Raw genomic sequence first — 15,091 nt, 5'->3', positions numbered from 1 at the left:
CCTTTCTGTGGTCTGCAGTCGCATGGCAGACTACCTAGATCGTATAGATCGGCGGGGCTCGACAGGCCTTGATCCTGTGGATGTCCTGCAGATCTTCTCGAATCCTCCGGGTGGCGACAGTGGGCGGACTCGCACGGTACCGTGCCACGCCACGCCGCAGAACCACCTGCCCGCGGGAGAACTCCCCACCGGGGGTGAACCTACCGAGCCGGTGTGTGCTCCGCGTCTCGGGATACCGATTCGGGATCGGGCCCGTGACCGTGCTAGTCTCCTTCAGCAGCGCGCGAGTGGCGGAATAGGCAGACGCGCACGGTTCAGGTCCGTGTGCCCGAAAGGGCGTGGGGGTTCAACTCCCCCCTCGCGCACCAGCAGGTAGTTCCCCGCCAGGGCTACCAGCAGACAAGACCCCCGACCGGGTGATCCGGCCGGGGGTCTTGTCGTTCCCGGGTCGGGCGGGCCTGACAGGGATGGGCCCAACAGGCCTGTCATCGGTTGGTCCCGGTATACGTCACAATCTCCTGCATGCTCGACGTCTCGCTCGCCCCACCTCCGGCGCCGGACGCGCCGTTCGAGGATCACATCGCCTGGGCCCGCACCGCACCGGTGACCCCCGCGACCCCTGCCACGCTCTTCCCCGACGGGCTGGAGGCGACCCCCGTCGCCGGCCGGCTGACCGAGGACCCGTCGCCGTGGGACTACGCGTCCCTGGCCCGTGACCTCGTCACCGGTGCGGGCGGTCCTGTGCTCGACGTCGGCACGGGCGACGGCGAGCTGTTCGCCGGGCTGGCGCCGCTGCCGGCCGGCTCCGCCGCGACGGAGAGCGGCCACACCTTCCTGGCGGCCCGCCGCCGGCTCGAGCCGCTCGGCGTGGACGTGCGACAGGTCCAGGCCTCCGCCGGCGAGGTGCTGCTGCCCTTCTTCGACGCCCGCTACTCCGTGGTGCTCAGCCGGTTCGGTGCGTTCGACCCCGTCGAGGTGGCTCGCGTCCTCGCACCGGGCGGCACCTTCTGCACCGAGCAGATCGACAGCAGGGACGGCATCGGCGTGGCCAAGGCGCTGGGCCTCCCGCTGCCGTGGGACCCGGACGACGTGACGGTGGACGTGATCGCGGACAGCCTCGTCGACTCCGGCCTCGAGATCGTCGAGGCGAAGGAGCACGCCGGAGCCCGGACCTTCAAGGACCTCGCGACGGTGCTCTGGTACCTGCGGGTCGCCCCGTGGCTGGTCCCGGGCCTGGCGCACCTCACCCCGGCCGCCGTCGCCCGGTACGAGGCCGGTCTGCGGGCACTGCATCTCCGGTTTGCGGCGGGGCACGAGCTGGCCGACGAGGCGCCGCGCATCCTGGTGACGGCCCGCAAGCCGGCCTAGCGGCCGGCAAACGGCTCGCAAGCCGGCCTAGCCGGCCACCACGCCAGCCACGAACGCGGCCAGGACGGGCCCGAGGACGGCGGGGTCGGCGTCGCGCCCCTGGCCTGGCAGGGTGACCCGGTGCGCCCGGGGGAGGACCGCGGCGAGCGACGCCGCGGCCGCGCCCAGCACGGCGGGGCTCGCGCCGCCGTCCGCCACGAGGACGGGCTGGGTGATCTCCGACCAGCGGGCGGCGAGCGGGCGCGGGCCCGCGGTGATCGCGGCCAGGACCCGGCCGTCGTAGCCGATGGTGGGGGCGATGGCCTCGAGCCGTCCCCAGCTCGGTGACCGGCGCATGCCCGCGACGTACCGGCGCGGCATTCCCAGGAGGTCGAGGAAGACCTCGACGGCGCCCCCGGGGTCGCCGGCGGCGACGCGTTCCTCCACGTCGCAGACGTGCCGCAGCTCCGCCGGAGCCAGGTCGGCCACGTCGTGGGGCGGTGCGTACGCGACGACGGCCCGGACGAGGCGCGGTCCCAGGTCCGCGGCCGCACGCAGGGCGAGGAACGCGCCTGACGAGAGGCCGAGCAGCACCGCTCCCCCCGGGGCGGTGGCTGCCAGGACCGCGTGGACGTCCTCGACCTCGCGCTCGACGGCGTACGGCGGGGTGTCGGAGCTGGCGCCCCGGCCCCGCCGGTCGTAGCGGACCACCTGCAACCCGTCGGCGAGCCCCGCGAGCGCGAGCATGCCCGGGAGCCGGTGGCACAGCTCGCCGTCGACCACCACGACTCCCGTTCCCGTGCCGGTGACGTCGTACGCGATGGTGGTGCCGTCGGCCGAGCGGGTGGTCGCGTCGGTGGTCGTGGGCATGGGCTCTCCTCGGATCGGGTCCGCTCGTCTACCGGGTGGACCCGAGGAGCGCCGCGGAGTCATCGGTTCGCCCTCGGAAAAAGACCTTGGCGGCCCGCGTCGACGCGCGTAGGTTCGGTGGCACATGAGAAGGGAGGTGATCGAAGACATGAAGGTTCTTCGGACCCATGAGGTGGTCGCGCGCTGACCATCGCGCGACGCGTAGGCGTTGAACGCCCTGCACAGGGCGGACGGGACGGGTAGCGAGTACCTCGCGACCACCGGAGCCCGCGGGTGCCGTGCCTTGTCCAGCACGGCGGGAGGTGCACCTCCGCCCCGCGGGCTCTTCCGCGCCCGCCGGGCCGCCCGACGTCGCCGGGCCTAGCGTGGGGTCATGGAGGCAAGCTCGGCGGACCGCCTGGTCGTCGTCACCGGAGCCGGTGGCCGGCTCGGCACGCGCCTTGCCTTCCGTCTGGCCGCCGAGGGCGCGCAGCAGCGGCTGATCCTGCACGACGTGCGCCGTACGCCGCACCTGACCGACGGCAGCCCGCTGCCCCGGACGTCCGTGGTGGTCCGCCCCGAGGGCGCTCCCCCTGAGGTTCTGACGGCGGCGTTCGCCGGCGCGGACACCCTGTTCCTGGTCCCGGCACGGACGGACCCCGTTCGCCCGCTCCAGGCGGCGATCGCCGCGGGCGTGCGGCGCGTGGTCCTCGTCTCCGAGGTGGGCGCGTCACCGGACGCGGTCTCGCGCACGGCCCGCGACGCGTGGCGCGCCGAGGAGCGGCTCCGCTCCTCGGGTCTGACGTGGACCGTCCTGCGCGCGTCCGTCCCGCACCGTCGCCTCACGGAAGCGGTGCACGACGGCGTGCTGCGTACGCCCACCGGCAGCGGCCGGGTGGCGGCGGTCTCCCACGACGACCTCGCGGACGCAGCCACCGCGGTGCTCCTCGACGAGCGGGTCCACGCGCACGACCGGGCCGTCTACGAGCTCACCGGCCCGGAGGCGCTCTCGGGGGACGACGTCGCCCGCGTGCTCACCGAGGCGGTGGGCCGTCCCGTCTCCTACGACCCGGAGCCCGCCCCGGCGGACGAGACCGGCGATGCCTGGGCGTCCTGCTGCGCTGCGGTGGCCTCGGGCGTGTTCGAGAGGGTCAGCCCCACCGTGGAGTGGCTCGCCGCGCGCCCGGCGCGGTCCCTCGCCACCTGGCTCGACGACTACCCCGCAGAGTGGGCACGCCTCCGTGGATGACCCACCGGCAGCCTCGGCAGGGGATAGTTTCGGCCCCATGCGCAGTCGTCCCGCCCCAGTCCCGCCGGGAGCGGAGCCCCTCGTCGCCACGAGCGACGCGAACGGTGACGCACCTGGCCACGCGCCCGCCGGCCCACCCGTACCCGGTCCCGTCCTGGAGCCCGGCGCACCCGAGCAGGCCCCCGAGCCGGAGGAGGGCTGGGTCCCGGACTTCCTCCCCGGCTACGAGCAGCTCGCCCTGCGGCTCGAGCCGGACGCGGAGGGCGAGGTGGTCGCCACCCTGGTCCGTCCCGTCCGCAAGCCCCCGCCCGACGACGCCGCGGAGGACCCGGGTGCGCCGTCACCCTCGGCTCCGGCCCGGTTCTGGCGAGCGCTCCGCGAGTCCCTGGGCCTCGCGGAGGCAGCCCCGCCGCCGTCGGACACCGAGGAGGTGCCCGACGCAGGAGTGGACCTGCTCTACGTCCACGGCTGGCAGGACTACTTCTTCCAGACGCACACCGCCGACTTCTGGGAGGGGCTGGGCGTGCGGTTCCACGCGCTGGACCTCCGCAAGTACGGGCGGAGCCTCCGCGAGCACCAGACGCCGGGTTATGTCACCGACCTCGGCACGTACGACGAGGACATCGAGGCGGCGCTCGCGGCCATCGGGCACGGTGAGGGGGAGCGGACCGACCGCAGGCTGCTCCTGATGGGGCACTCGACCGGCGGGCTGACCCTCAGCCTGTGGACGGCGCGGAACCAGGACCGGGTGGCCGGGCTCGTGCTCAACTCGCCCTGGCTGGAGTTCCAGACGCGGGAGGTGGGGCGGCGGGTGCTCGAGCCCGGCATCGGCGCGCAGGCGGCGCTGGCGCCCCGCAGCGGCGTGCTGTTCCTCGACCGCGGGTTCTACGTCCGCACCATCTCGGACAAGCTGGACGGGGAGTGGAACCTGGACGTGCGGTGGCGCTCCGACACGGCGAGCTGGCGGCCCACCTCCGGCTGGGTGGCCGCGATCTTCCGCGGGCACCAGCAGGTCGCGCGCGGTCTCGGGATCGAGGTGCCGGTGCTGGTGCTGCTGTCAGCGCGCAGCACGCCGCCGATCCGGTGGAGCGAGGAGATGCGGCGCAGCGACACGGTGCTCGACGTGGCGGGCATCGCCCGTCGCGTCCCGAACCTCGGGTCGGTCACCACGCTCGTGCGGGTCGACGGCGCGCTGCACGACGTCACGCTGTCCGCCGCCCCCGTGCGCGAGGTCGTCTGGCGGGAGCTCGAGCGCTGGTACCGGGGCTACCTGGGCTGACCTGGTCACCAGACCTTCCACCAGGGCTTCTTCGCGTCCGTGCCCGACGACGCCCGGGGTGCCTTCCGCACGGGAGCCGCGCCGCGGGCGTCGGGCCGGGTCCGGGCGGCCTCCTGGCGGGCAGTGCGTCGCTCCCGCCAGCGGACGACCTCCTGCTCCACGTCGCGCGTCGGGGTGACCACCGGCGGGCCGCCCATGAGCTGACGGCGTGCGTCGACGACGCGGGCGTTGAACTCGCGGACCAGCTCGCGGACCCGGTCCTCCGTGACCTCGCGGTCGAGGGTGTCGTCGAGCTCGGCGTCGTCCTTGCGGAGCTGGCCCGTGGGCAGGATGCCGGTGATCTGCTCGCGCTCCACGAGGTTCTTGAGCCACCAGTCGGGGTCGTGCGCGCCGCTCTTGAGGCTGGGGATCGGCTTGCCCTGCAGCGGCAGGTTGTCGAACTCCCCGCGGCGGATCGCCTGGTCGATCACGGTGTCGACGAAGCGCGCCCGGTCGTCCATCCGCGGGCGGGGCGGCGGTTCCTCCTCGGCGCCTGGCGCGTCACCGTCGGCGCGGTCGTCGGCTGCCTCGCGGTCCACGCGGTACTGCGCGGCGCGGCGGGCGGGGTCGTCGTCGGGTCCGGGACGTCGGTCCATGTGGTGACGCTACCGCGAGCCGCGGCGGGCATGATGGGCGCATGAAGGTCTCGCGCCGGTCCCACGTCCCGCCGTTCGCCGCCATGGAGGTGCTCGCGGCCGCCAACGCCCGTCGTGCGGCGGGCGAGGACGTCCTCAACCTCTGCGTGGGGGAGCCCTCGACGGGCGCCTCGGACGTGGTGCGCGAGCGGGCCGCTGAGCTGCTGCGCACCGCTGACCTGGGCTACACGGAGGCGCTCGGCGTGCCCGCCCTCCGCGCGGAGATCGCGGCCCACTACACACGCTGGTACGGGATCGAGGTGGACCCCGCGCGGATCGCCGTGACCACCGGTTCGAGCGGCGGCTTCCTGCTCGCCTTCCTCGCCGCCTTCGACGTGGGTGACCGCGTGGCTCTCGCTCGGCCCGGCTACCCCGCCTACAAGAACATCCTCGCCGCGCTCGGTTGCGAGGTCGTGGAGCTCGACTGCGGGCCTGAGACCCGCTACCAGCCCACGGTGTCCCAGCTGCAGGAGGCGTACTACGGCGGCGGGCTCGACGGCCTCGTGGTCGCGAGCCCCGCCAACCCGACGGGCACCATGATCACGCCCGCCGAGCTCGCCGCGGTCGCGGCCTGGTGCGCCGACCACGACGTGCGGCTGATCAGCGACGAGATCTACCACGGCATCGCCTACTCGGACGAGGTGGCTCAGGCCACGGCCGTCGCCTACTCGGACGAGGGCGCCGTGGTGGTCAACTCGTTCTCCAAGTACTGGGCGATGACCGGCTGGCGGCTCGGCTGGCTGGTGCTGCCCGCCGAGCTGGTGGGCCCGGTGGGCGCGCTCGCGGGCAACGTGGCTCTCTCGCCTCCGGCGCTCGCCCAGCACGCGGGGATCGCCGCGTTCACCGTGGAGGGCTACGCCGCCGCGGCGGCGAACGTGCAGCGGTACGCGGCGTCGCGCACAGCCCTCCTGGACCGGCTTCCCGACCTGGGCTGGTCGCCGGTGGCGCCCGCCGACGGCGCGTTCTACCTCTACGGCAACGTCAGCCGGACGGGCCTGGACTCGGTGACCTACTGCGAGCGGCTGCTCGCGGAGGCGAACGTGGCCATCACCCCGGGCACCGACTTCGACAGCGTGGGCGGCCGGGACTGGGTGCGGCTCTCGTTCGCCGCCGCGTCCGACGTGGTCGCACGCGCCACCGAGCGCATCATCGCCTGGCACAAGACCCTCTGAGGTCCGTTGCCGCCGCCGGATCAGGCGCGGCGGCGGATCACCTCCGGGAGCGCCACCCACAGCACCAGGAGGGCGACGAGGACGCAGCCGCCGACGACCAGGCCCTCGGTGCGGCCCACCACCACGTCGAAGATCAGCACCGCCGTGCCCGTCACGGCCAGCGCCAGGACGAACAGCGCGAACCGCGTGATCCGGTCGGCCGCGTCGACGATGCTCTTCTTGAGCTGCTTGCGGAAGAGCGCGCGGTGCACGCTGACAGGGCCGACGATCAGCGCGGTGGCGGCCACCGACGTCAGGACGAGGGCGAGGTACACCCCGCGCTGGTAGTCGTCCAGCTCGGCGAACCGTGGCTGGAAGGGCAGGGTGAGCAGAAAGCCGGTAAGGATCTGCACACCGGTCTGCATGACCCGCAGCTCCTGGAGGAGCTCGTTCCAGTTGCGGTCGGCCCGCTGGGCCGGTGACTCCTCCCGGCCGTCGTGCTGCAGGGCCCGCCCCGTCGTGTTCTCGTCAGCCATCGCCACCTCCGTGATGTCCGCCACCGCGCTGATCGTCGACCCGGAGAAACCCGCCTAGAAGACGGGCTTGCCGCCCGTGACGCCCAGCACGGTACCGGACACGTACGACGCGGTGACCTGCGACGCGAGGAAGACGAACGCCGGGGCGAGCTCCGCCGGCTGGCCCGCACGCCCCAGCGGGGTGTCGGATCCGAACGACGCCACCTTCTCCTCCACCTGGGTGGCGGGCTGCAGCGGCGTCCAGATGGGCCCGGGCGCCACGGCGTTCACGCGGATGCCGCGCTGGCCCACCTCTGCCGCGAGGTTCACCGTGAAGTTGTTGATCGCGGCCTTCGTCGCCGCGTAGTCGAGGAGCGTCGTCGACGGCTCGAACGCCTGGATCGACGAGTTGTTGATGATGGCGCCGCCCTCGCCGAGGTGCTCCAGCGCGGTCTGGGTGACCCAGAACAGCGCGTAGAGGTTCGTCTTGAACGTCCGGTCGAGGTCCTCGGACGTGACGTCCGCGAACGACTCCCGGCGGGCCATCTGGTAGCCGGCGTTGTTGACGAGGACGTCGAGACCGCCGAGGTCCTCGACGGCGGTCCGCACCGTCTGCCGGGCGGTCTGCTCGTCGCGCAGGTCACCGGGGAGGAGCGCGCACCGGCGGCCCGCCTTGCGCACCCACTCGGCGGTCTCCTGGGCGTCGGACTCCTCCTCGGGCAGGTACGAGATCGCCACGTCGGCGCCCTCGCGGGCGAACGCGATGGCGACGGCCCGCCCGATCCCCGAGTCGCCGCCCGTGACGAGCGCCTTCTTGTCGGTGAGCTTGTGGCTGCCCTCGTAGCTGGTCTCGCCATGGTCGGGCCGCGGGTTCATCTTCTCCGTCGAGCCCGGCGGTTCCTGCTGCTGCGGGGGGAAGTTCTGGTCCTGGCTCATGCCGTCCTCCTCCGTCTCGGTGACGTGGTGATTCGACCTGTCGGCCTGTCCTCGACCTGCTCCCACGGTAGGCCGGTTCCGGCCGCGGGTCTTGGTGAAGGGGCTTCACGACCTGCTTTTCCTCACCCGGTCAAGTAGGGTCGAGGAGCACCGGTCCTTGGCCCAACCGCTGCGTGGGCCGTTGATACGAAGGGGTCCAGAAACCGGCCCCTCCTGTGCACAGACGAGGGAGACCAATGTGACCTCCAGCGCCCGCCTCAGTGCGGTCCCCCCTCCGGACGAGAACCTCGAGGCCGCACTCGCCGCCGGTGATCGTCCTCCGGTCGGTCGGTATCGCCTCGATCTGGCGACCGGGAACTGGTCCTGGTCCGACGAGGTCTACGCCATGCACGGCTTCCAGCCGGGCGAGATCGTTCCCACGACCGAGCTGATGCTGTCCCACAAGCACCCCGCCGACCGAGCCCGGGTCGATGGGGTGCTCCGCCATGCGGCGGCGACAGGCGAGCCCTTCAGCTCGGTCCACCGCATCTACGACGCCCGCGGGAAGATCCGCACGCTCGCCGTGACGGGTCAGGGCCGGCGTGATCCCGCCACGGGCGAGGTGGTCGAGCTCATCGGCTACTTCATCGACGTGACCGAGGCGCAGCGCGAGGCGGCGCAGCGCGAGGCCACGGCCTCGATCCAGGCGTCCGCCAAGCGGCGAGCGGTCATCGAGCAGGCGAAGGGGGTGCTCATGGTCGTGTACGGGATCGACGCCGACGAGGCCTTCGACCGGCTCCGCCTCGCGTCCAACGCGGCCAACGTCCCCGTGCGGGACCTCGCCGACTGGCTCGTGCAATGGTTCTCGCGGCCGGGGATCACGGTGTTCCCCGCCGGCCAGGAGATCACCGACTTCCTGTCCGCGCCCATGGCGCCCGAGGAGAACGCGACGGCCCCGCCCGCCGCACCCCCGGTCGCTGCCGCAGGCTGAGCCGGGGCCGTCGCCGGCTGAATCCCAGCTCATCCGGCACCGGCCCCCTCACCAGGCTCGCCCCCGGCCCGGAACCGCAGACCGTAGTGGTCCACGGTGACGGGCAGCTTCTCCCGGGCGAGATAGACGGAACGGTCGAACGACAGGTCGCCCGCCACCAGGCGGGTGACCCAACGCGACGCGACCAGCAGGACCAGGTCACGCCCGGCGCACACTGCCGGCCCACCGCTGAACGGCACGATCCCCCAGTCGTCGGCGGCACGGCCGTCCAGCCATGCGCCGGGCGTGAACGCGTCCGCGAAGTCCAGGCGCTCGCGGTCCCGGTGGAAGAACGTGCTCGCCACCGCAAAGCCGGTCCCGGCAGGCAGCTCGCGCTCGCCCCAGGTGGTGGGCTCCGTGGACTCCCGCAGCACCACGAGGGTGGTGGGCCAGAGCCGCACGGCCTCCAGCACGCACGCGCGCGCGAAGGGCAGCGTGGTGTCGGACGCCGGGTCGGCCCCCTCCGCGAGAACCCGCGCCCGGTCCTCGGGCCGGGACAGCAGCACGGCGAGCGCACGGAACACCGTGATGCCCGCCGCGTCGAACGCGAAGAGCCAGTGCCCCACCTGGCCGGCGGGGTCGGCCACCGGCGTCGTCCCGTCCGCCTCCGCCCGGGCGACCGCCCGGCCCAGCAGGGTCCGCGGAGGGGCGCCCCGGGCGTAGAGGTGCAGCCGGTTCTCGAAGGCCTGCCGCAGCCGACGACGTCGCGGGTGCAGGTACGACCAGTTGGCGGCGCGGCGCAGCGCAGCCAGGTCGTCCGTCAGCCCCACGTCGTCCCGGGCGGCCGGGCCGAGCGTGATCTCCCGGACGGACCGCTGGAACCCCTCGGTGAACGTGCGCCAGTCGAGTGCCCCGCGCTCGCGGGCGGCGGCGAGGACGCGGTCTGCCTCACGGTCCACCACCGTGCCGATGACCTCCCCGTCCCCGTGCACCGGCCGGCCCGTGTCGAGGGCGGCCTCGTTGACCGGTCGCCGCAGCTCCCTGTCCGAGGCCGAGGACACCAGCACCCCGTGCGGCACGAACTGGCTCAGCGCTCCCCTCTTCTCGCGCGTGGCCGCCGAGAACGGGGCGGGCGTGCCCTGGAGGAGCCGCGCGACGTCGTCGGGCCGCGTGACCAGGACGATGCGCCGCGGGCCCAGGCGGACCACGAGGGGCGCGCCGTCGTGGCGCCGCCGCAGGTCGGCGAGGGTGCGGATCAGGCTGCGGTCCGACTGGCGGCGCTCGGCCCAGGCCGTCACCGCCGGCCGCCGCACGATGGCGCCCTGCGCCACCAGCGGCCCGAGCACGTCCCTCAGGACGCGAAGACGCTCGGCGGCCGACAGGTCGACGGGGGTCATGGCGCTCCCTGGGTCGGGTGTTGTCCGGTCCGAACCACCGTGGGTGACGGGTCGACCACTCGCACGCCAGGACGACGAGAGGCGGACGACGGCCGCGCGAGCGCTTCCGATTCGTCCTACGTTGGGGGTGGTCGTCTCAAGCCACGGGGCGCCCACGGCTGCTGCTGAGGAGGCGTCATGAGCGAAGCACAGGCTGACGAGATCGAGTCCCGCCCCCCGTTCCACCGGGCATATTCCTTCGGGCTCGTGACGGGCGCGTTCTTCCTGTTCTCCTGGGTGGGCCAGTTCGTCTTCCAGGCCATCCGGTTCGGGAACGAAGCCTCCGACCACGGTGAGTCCTTCTCGTGGGCCGAGTACTGGCCCGACTTCCTGGCCTCCACGTTCGAGAACTGGCAGTCCGAGTTCCTGCAGCTCGTGTGGCAGGCCGCCGGGCTCGCGCTGCTCTACTTCTGGGGCTCGTCGCAGTCGCGCGAGGGCGAGACGCGGGTCGAGGCCAAGCTGGACGCGCTGCTCGAGAAGAACGGCCTGGACCCCACAAAGTTCGACCGTGAGGCCCGCGAGGTCGCCGCCGGGACGAGGTGACGCATGTCCGTCACCTCCAGCTGGTACGCGAACGCCGTCATCTATCAGGCTGACCCGCGCCTCTTCTACGACTCCGACGGCGACGGGTGCGGCGACCTCCGCGGCCTCACCGACCGTCTCGACTACCTCCGCGGTCTGGGCGCCACGGCGCTCTGGATCCTCCCGTTCTACGAGTCCCCGTTCCGGGACGGTGGCTACGACGTGTCCGACCACCTCGCCGTCGACCCACGGCTGGGCGACCTCGCCGACATGGCCCGGCTCATGGAGACCGCCGACGACCTCGGGATCCATGTGATCACGGAGCTGATCGCCCAGCACACGTCGGACCAGCACGTCTGGTTCCAGGAGGCACGGTCGAGCCGGAAGAGCACGTACCGCGACTACTACGTCTGGTCCGACGAGCCGGTCAAGACGGGCGTGGAGCAGGTCTTCCCCGACGCGGAGGACGACGTCTGGACGTGGGACGAGGAGGCGCAGCAGTTCTACCGGCACACCTTCTACTCCTTCGAGCCGGACCTGGCGCTCGACAACCCGCGCGTCCGCGACGAGCTGGAGCGGATCATGACGTTCTGGCTCCGGCTGGGTGTCTCCGGGTTCCGCGTGGACGCCGTGCCGTTCATGGTCGAGCGCGCCCGCGCGGCCGACCCGACGGACGACGGCCTGTGGCTCGTGCGCGACATGCGCGACCTCATCACCTCGCAGCACCCCGGCGCGGTCCTGCTGGGCGAGGCGGACGTGGAGCCCAAGGCGTACGCCGACTACTTCGGCGGCGGTGACGGCCTGACGATGCTGCTCGACTTCTGGGCCAACAACCACATCTTCCTGTCCCTGGCGAGGCAGGACGCCCGTCCGATCCGGTACGCGCTGGCCGAGCAGCCCGACCCGCCGGTGCACGCCCAGTACGCGCAGTGGCTCCGCAACAACGACGAGCTCTCGCTCAGCCGGCTCACCGCCGACGAGCGCCAGGAGGTCTTCGACGCGTTCGCGCCTCAGAAGCACATGCAGGCGTACCGGCGGGGCATCCGGCGTCGGCTCGCGCCCATGCTCGACGGCGACGTCCGCCGTATCGCCCTGGCCCACGCCGTGCTGCTGTCGCTGCCGGGACCGCCGATCCTGCGGTACGGCGACGAGATCGGGATGGGCGACGACCTGGACCGCCCCGAGCGGGAGGCCGCCCGGACGCCCATGCAGTGGACGTCGGGCCCCAACGCGGGGTTCTCCACAGCGCAGCCCGACGACCTCGTGGCGCCCATGGTGTCCGGCTCGTACGGTCCCGAGAACGTCAACGTGTACGACCAGCAGGTGCACCCCGGCTCGCTGCTGAGCAAGGTGAGCAGCATGGTGCGCGCCCGTCTCGCGCTCCGCGAGACCGGTCTGGTGATCCCGGAGCGCCTCGAGGCCTGCACCCAGGACGGCCCGGCGCACCAGGTCCTCGCGGTGCGCTACACGCTGGGGGAGTCCACCGTGACCATGCTGGCCAACCTGGGGCCCGACGACCTCGAGGTCACCCTCAGGCCGGAGGGATCGGCCAACGTGTCGGGGACGCGGTCGGGAGGCCGGCGCCCGGGAGACGGCCCGGACGCCGTCGGCCCGAACGGCGCGCAGACCGGACGCCTGGACGCGATCGAGGACCCGCCGCCCGTCAACGGCGAGGGTCTCGTGGACGTGCTCGCGGACGAACCGTACGACCCGCCCACGGGCGAGCGCCCCACCATCGCGCTGCGCGGCTACGGCTATCGGTGGCTACGCCCGCGCGACCGCGCGGTGCACCGGCCCGAGTGAGAGGAGCGTCATGACCGTCGTCGGCTTTCACGCGTCGCACGAGCAGATCCACCCCGGTGAGCTGCTCGACGCCGTCCGTCTCGCCGAGGAGTGCGGGTTCGAGGCCGCCATGTGCTCGGACCACTTCGCCCCGTGGGGCCGGGACCAGGGACACTCCGGGTATGCCTGGGCGTGGCTCGGGGCCGCACTGGCGTCGACCGGCCTCAGCTTCGGCACGGTGTGCGCTCCCGGCCAGCGCTACCACCCCGCCGTCGTGGCCCAGAAGATCGCGACGCTTGCCGCCATGTTCCCCGGCCGGGTATGGACGGCGCTGGGGTCGGGCGAGAACGTCAACGAGCACATCACCGGCGACCCGTGGCTGCCCAAGCCGCAGCGGGACGCCCGCCTGCGGGAGTGCGTCGACGTGATCCGCGCGCTCCTCGCCGGCGAGGAGGTGACCCACCACGGGCTCGTGACCGTGGACCGGGCACGCGTCTGGACGCTGCCGGACGTGGCGCCGCAGCTGATCCTGCCGGTGATCGGACCGGAGGCCGCGGCGGAGCACGCCGACTGGGCGGACGGCCTCATCACCACCAACCAGCCCCGCGAGCAGCTCCGGCGCGTCGTCGGCGCGTACCGCGAGGCGGGCGGCCGCGGCGAGGTCTCGCTCCAGGTGCACCTCTCCTGGGCGAGCACGGTCGAGGAGGCGGAACGGCTCGCCGTCGAGCAGTGGCGCACCAACGCCGCCGGGCCGCCGGCCACCTGGGACCTGGCGCTGCCGGCGGACTTCGACGCGCTCGCCGAGGGCGTGGGCGTGGAGCAGGTGCGGCGCGGCGTCTTCGCCTGCGCGGACGTGGACGCGGCGGTGGACTACCTCGCCGGTCTCGTGGACCTCGGGGACGGCCTCCGCGCCGACCGCCTCTACCTGCACCACGTGGGACAGCGGCAGGACGAGTTCGTCAAGACATTCGGCGAGCAGGTGCTGCCTCGACTGAAGGAGTCCGCATGACCACGACACCGCCTCGACCGTTCCCGGACCCCGTCGAGGAACCGCCCCCGCTCGGGGACGGGCGCGAGGAGCCCGCGGCGCTCCGGGGTGCCCGCGCGCTCGAGCACGAGGAGATGCTGGACCGGCTCTCCGCCTACCTCGCGAAGCTGGCCCAGAAGGCCGTGCCGGAGGGCGAGGTGCGCGAGCTGCTCCTCGGCAGGTCCCTGGGGCACGCGCTGCACCCGCTCCTGACCGACCTCCCGCTGGGGTGCTGGACGGCGTCCGCCGTGCTGGACCTCACCGGGCCGCGGCAGTTCGCCGGAGCCTCGCGCCGCCTCGTGGGCGCCGGGCTGCTGTTCGGGCTCCCCACCGCGCTGACCGGTCTGGCCGAGTGGACGCGCACCTCCGGCGGCTCCCGGCGGGTCGCCACCGCCCACGCGGCGCTCAACAGCCTCGTCACCGTGTCGTACCTGTCCTCGTGGATGCTCCGGCGGCGTGACCACCACCTGCTCGGGAAGTGGGCCGCCCTCACCGGCGGCACGCTGGCGGTCGTCAGCGGCTACCTGGGCGGACACCTCACGCTCGTCCTCAAGGAACCGGTGGTGCCCACGCCGGGGGTGCCGGAGCGAGCCTGACGTCCACCACGAGAGCGCGGTGGTCGGAGACCCCCGTGTCGACGGACACCGCCTCGCCCGCGGCGACCACGTCGCCGTCGGCGAGCACGTGGTCGATCTGGAACCGCGGCCGCGCGTTCGGGTACGTCGAGGCGGTCGCGAGCGGTCGCCAGCCCGTGACCTGCTGCGGGATCTCGCCGCGCAGGTTGAGGTCGCCCAGCAGCACGAGCGGCCGGGGGGCTACCCGCAGGGCGTCCTGCAGGTAGCGGAGCTGGACCACGTTGTGTCCCGTGCGGCCGGACGAGAGGTGCGTGCACACCACGGTGAGCGGGCCCTCCGGCGTGTCCAGCTCGGCGGCGAGGGCGGCGCGCGGCTCGTCGCGGGCCACCTGCCCGCGGCCGAGCAGCCACGGGACCGCCAGCGGCAGGCGCAGGCGGTGCCACGCGCGGACCGGGTACCGGGTCAGCAGGGCGATCCCGTAGCCCGGCACGCGGGCCGGTTCGTCGCCGCGCGCCCGGCGCCGGACACCCCACCTGCCCACCGGGCCGGCCACCGCGGGCACGAAGCGATGGTCCGCAGCCTCCGACGCCTCTGCGGCGAGGAGGGTGAGGTCGGCCCAGCCGGAGCGCGACTGGGCCTGGTCCACCTCCTGCAGGGCCACCACGTCGGCGTCGAGCGCGGCGACCGCGCGCGCCAGACGGCGGGGGTCCGCGACGCCGTCGGCGCCACGGCCGTGCTGCACGTTGAAGGTGGCGAGGCGGATCATGCCCCGAGTCTCCCGGCAGGACCGGGTCCTCGCC

At 73.4% G+C, this 15,091-nt stretch carries 15 protein-coding genes and 1 tRNA gene; 10 read left to right on the top strand and 6 right to left on the bottom strand.

Annotated features, from left to right (window positions below; genetic code table 11):
• Positions 1-281: 281 nt before the first annotated feature.
• A tRNA-Leu gene (locus tag AC060K_RS06280) sits at positions 282-368 on the top strand.
• 154 nt (positions 369-522) lie between these two features.
• Positions 523-1,368: a class I SAM-dependent methyltransferase gene (locus AC060K_RS06275; protein WP_483764569.1), complete on the top strand. Its 846-nt coding sequence runs from the start codon at positions 523-525 to the stop codon at positions 1,366-1,368.
• A 27-nt stretch (positions 1,369-1,395) separates the two neighbouring features.
• Here AC060K_RS06275 and AC060K_RS06270 read toward each other — a convergent pair whose 3' ends face one another.
• The gene (locus AC060K_RS06270) at positions 1,396-2,217 is read right to left on the bottom strand and encodes an alpha/beta fold hydrolase (RefSeq protein WP_483764568.1); all 822 of its coding nucleotides are present in this window, start codon (positions 2,215-2,217) and stop codon (positions 1,396-1,398) included.
• Between the two features lie 373 nt (positions 2,218-2,590).
• Here AC060K_RS06270 and AC060K_RS06265 point away from each other — a divergent pair, with 373 nt between their 5' ends.
• Positions 2,591-3,445 carry an NAD(P)H-binding protein gene (locus AC060K_RS06265; protein ID WP_483764567.1) on the top strand — a complete coding sequence of 285 codons (855 nt, stop codon included), beginning with the start codon at positions 2,591-2,593 and terminating at the stop codon, positions 3,443-3,445.
• Positions 3,446-3,482: 37 nt separating this feature from the next.
• Positions 3,483-4,724, top strand: coding sequence for an alpha/beta hydrolase (locus AC060K_RS06260; RefSeq protein WP_483764566.1), 1,242 nt, complete (start codon positions 3,483-3,485; stop codon positions 4,722-4,724).
• A gap of 5 nt (positions 4,725-4,729) precedes the next feature.
• Here AC060K_RS06260 and AC060K_RS06255 read toward each other — a convergent pair whose 3' ends face one another.
• Complete coding sequence (locus AC060K_RS06255; protein WP_483764565.1) at positions 4,730-5,359, bottom strand: DnaJ family domain-containing protein; 630 nt, start codon at positions 5,357-5,359, stop codon at positions 4,730-4,732.
• Between the two features lie 41 nt (positions 5,360-5,400).
• Between AC060K_RS06255 and AC060K_RS06250 the strand changes: the two genes are divergently transcribed.
• Complete coding sequence (locus tag AC060K_RS06250) at positions 5,401-6,570, top strand: pyridoxal phosphate-dependent aminotransferase (RefSeq protein WP_483764564.1); 1,170 nt, start codon at positions 5,401-5,403, stop codon at positions 6,568-6,570.
• A gap of 20 nt (positions 6,571-6,590) precedes the next feature.
• Here AC060K_RS06250 and AC060K_RS06245 read toward each other — a convergent pair whose 3' ends face one another.
• A complete protein-coding gene (locus tag AC060K_RS06245) occupies positions 6,591-7,109 on the bottom strand; it encodes a DUF6328 family protein (protein WP_483764563.1) in 519 nt (172 codons plus the stop codon).
• Positions 7,110-7,139: 30 nt separating this feature from the next.
• Entirely contained in the window at positions 7,140-8,000 is an 861-nt protein-coding gene (locus AC060K_RS06240) for an SDR family oxidoreductase (protein WP_483764562.1), read from the bottom strand.
• 238 nt (positions 8,001-8,238) lie between these two features.
• Between AC060K_RS06240 and AC060K_RS06235 the strand changes: the two genes are divergently transcribed.
• Positions 8,239-8,970, top strand: coding sequence for a PAS and ANTAR domain-containing protein (locus AC060K_RS06235; protein ID WP_483764561.1), 732 nt, complete (start codon positions 8,239-8,241; stop codon positions 8,968-8,970).
• A gap of 29 nt (positions 8,971-8,999) precedes the next feature.
• On the opposite strand, the gene AC060K_RS06230 is transcribed toward AC060K_RS06235, so the two are convergent.
• Positions 9,000-10,346, bottom strand: a complete 1,347-nt coding sequence (locus AC060K_RS06230; protein WP_483764560.1) for a cytochrome P450 — start codon at positions 10,344-10,346, stop codon at positions 9,000-9,002.
• A 177-nt stretch (positions 10,347-10,523) separates the two neighbouring features.
• On the opposite strand from AC060K_RS06230, the gene AC060K_RS06225 reads away from it, so the two are divergent.
• From AC060K_RS06225 to AC060K_RS06210, 4 genes are read left to right on the top strand one after another with little or no spacing between them, the layout of a single operon-like run.
• Positions 10,524-10,928: a DUF6766 family protein gene (locus AC060K_RS06225; RefSeq protein WP_483764559.1), complete on the top strand. Its 405-nt coding sequence runs from the start codon at positions 10,524-10,526 to the stop codon at positions 10,926-10,928.
• A gap of 3 nt (positions 10,929-10,931) precedes the next feature.
• A complete protein-coding gene (locus AC060K_RS06220) occupies positions 10,932-12,710 on the top strand; it encodes an alpha-amylase family protein (RefSeq protein ID WP_483764558.1) in 1,779 nt (592 codons plus the stop codon).
• 10 nt (positions 12,711-12,720) lie between these two features.
• Entirely contained in the window at positions 12,721-13,698 is a 978-nt protein-coding gene (locus tag AC060K_RS06215) for a TIGR03885 family FMN-dependent LLM class oxidoreductase (protein WP_483764557.1), read from the top strand.
• Positions 13,695-14,312, top strand: coding sequence for a DUF2231 domain-containing protein (locus AC060K_RS06210; RefSeq protein ID WP_483764556.1), 618 nt, complete (start codon positions 13,695-13,697; stop codon positions 14,310-14,312). Before AC060K_RS06215 ends, AC060K_RS06210 begins: the two co-directional genes overlap by 4 nt.
• On the opposite strand, the gene AC060K_RS06205 is transcribed toward AC060K_RS06210, so the two are convergent.
• On the bottom strand, positions 14,266-15,057 hold the full coding sequence (locus AC060K_RS06205) for an endonuclease/exonuclease/phosphatase family protein (protein WP_483764555.1): 792 nt from the start codon (positions 15,055-15,057) through the stop codon (positions 14,266-14,268). The genes AC060K_RS06210 and AC060K_RS06205 overlap by 47 nt on opposite strands.
• Between the last annotated feature and the right edge of the window lie 34 nt (positions 15,058-15,091).

The organism is Antribacter sp. NEAU-D49, from assembly GCF_057158775.1.
The sequence above is the reverse complement of the archived record's forward strand: the minus strand, read 5'-3'. Positions and strand labels throughout refer to the sequence as shown.

Bases quoted from the DNA above. Each gene is read 5' to 3' on its own strand.
- AC060K_RS06275 (WP_483764569.1), top strand. From the start codon at position 523: ATGCTCGACGTCTCGCTCGCCCCACCTCCGGCGCCGGACGCGCCGTTC.
- AC060K_RS06270 (WP_483764568.1), bottom strand. From the start codon at position 2,217: ATGCCCACGACCACCGACGCGACCACCCGCTCGGCCGACGGCACCACC.
- AC060K_RS06265 (WP_483764567.1), top strand. From the start codon at position 2,591: ATGGAGGCAAGCTCGGCGGACCGCCTGGTCGTCGTCACCGGAGCCGGT.
- AC060K_RS06260 (WP_483764566.1), top strand. From the start codon at position 3,483: ATGCGCAGTCGTCCCGCCCCAGTCCCGCCGGGAGCGGAGCCCCTCGTC.
- AC060K_RS06255 (WP_483764565.1), bottom strand. From the start codon at position 5,359: ATGGACCGACGTCCCGGACCCGACGACGACCCCGCCCGCCGCGCCGCG.
- AC060K_RS06250 (WP_483764564.1), top strand. From the start codon at position 5,401: ATGAAGGTCTCGCGCCGGTCCCACGTCCCGCCGTTCGCCGCCATGGAG.
- AC060K_RS06240 (WP_483764562.1), bottom strand. From the start codon at position 8,000: ATGAGCCAGGACCAGAACTTCCCCCCGCAGCAGCAGGAACCGCCGGGC.
- AC060K_RS06230 (WP_483764560.1), bottom strand. From the start codon at position 10,346: ATGACCCCCGTCGACCTGTCGGCCGCCGAGCGTCTTCGCGTCCTGAGG.
- AC060K_RS06225 (WP_483764559.1), top strand. From the start codon at position 10,524: ATGAGCGAAGCACAGGCTGACGAGATCGAGTCCCGCCCCCCGTTCCAC.
- AC060K_RS06220 (WP_483764558.1), top strand. From the start codon at position 10,932: ATGTCCGTCACCTCCAGCTGGTACGCGAACGCCGTCATCTATCAGGCT.
- AC060K_RS06215 (WP_483764557.1), top strand. From the start codon at position 12,721: ATGACCGTCGTCGGCTTTCACGCGTCGCACGAGCAGATCCACCCCGGT.
- AC060K_RS06210 (WP_483764556.1), top strand. From the start codon at position 13,695: ATGACCACGACACCGCCTCGACCGTTCCCGGACCCCGTCGAGGAACCG.
- AC060K_RS06205 (WP_483764555.1), bottom strand. From the start codon at position 15,057: ATGATCCGCCTCGCCACCTTCAACGTGCAGCACGGCCGTGGCGCCGAC.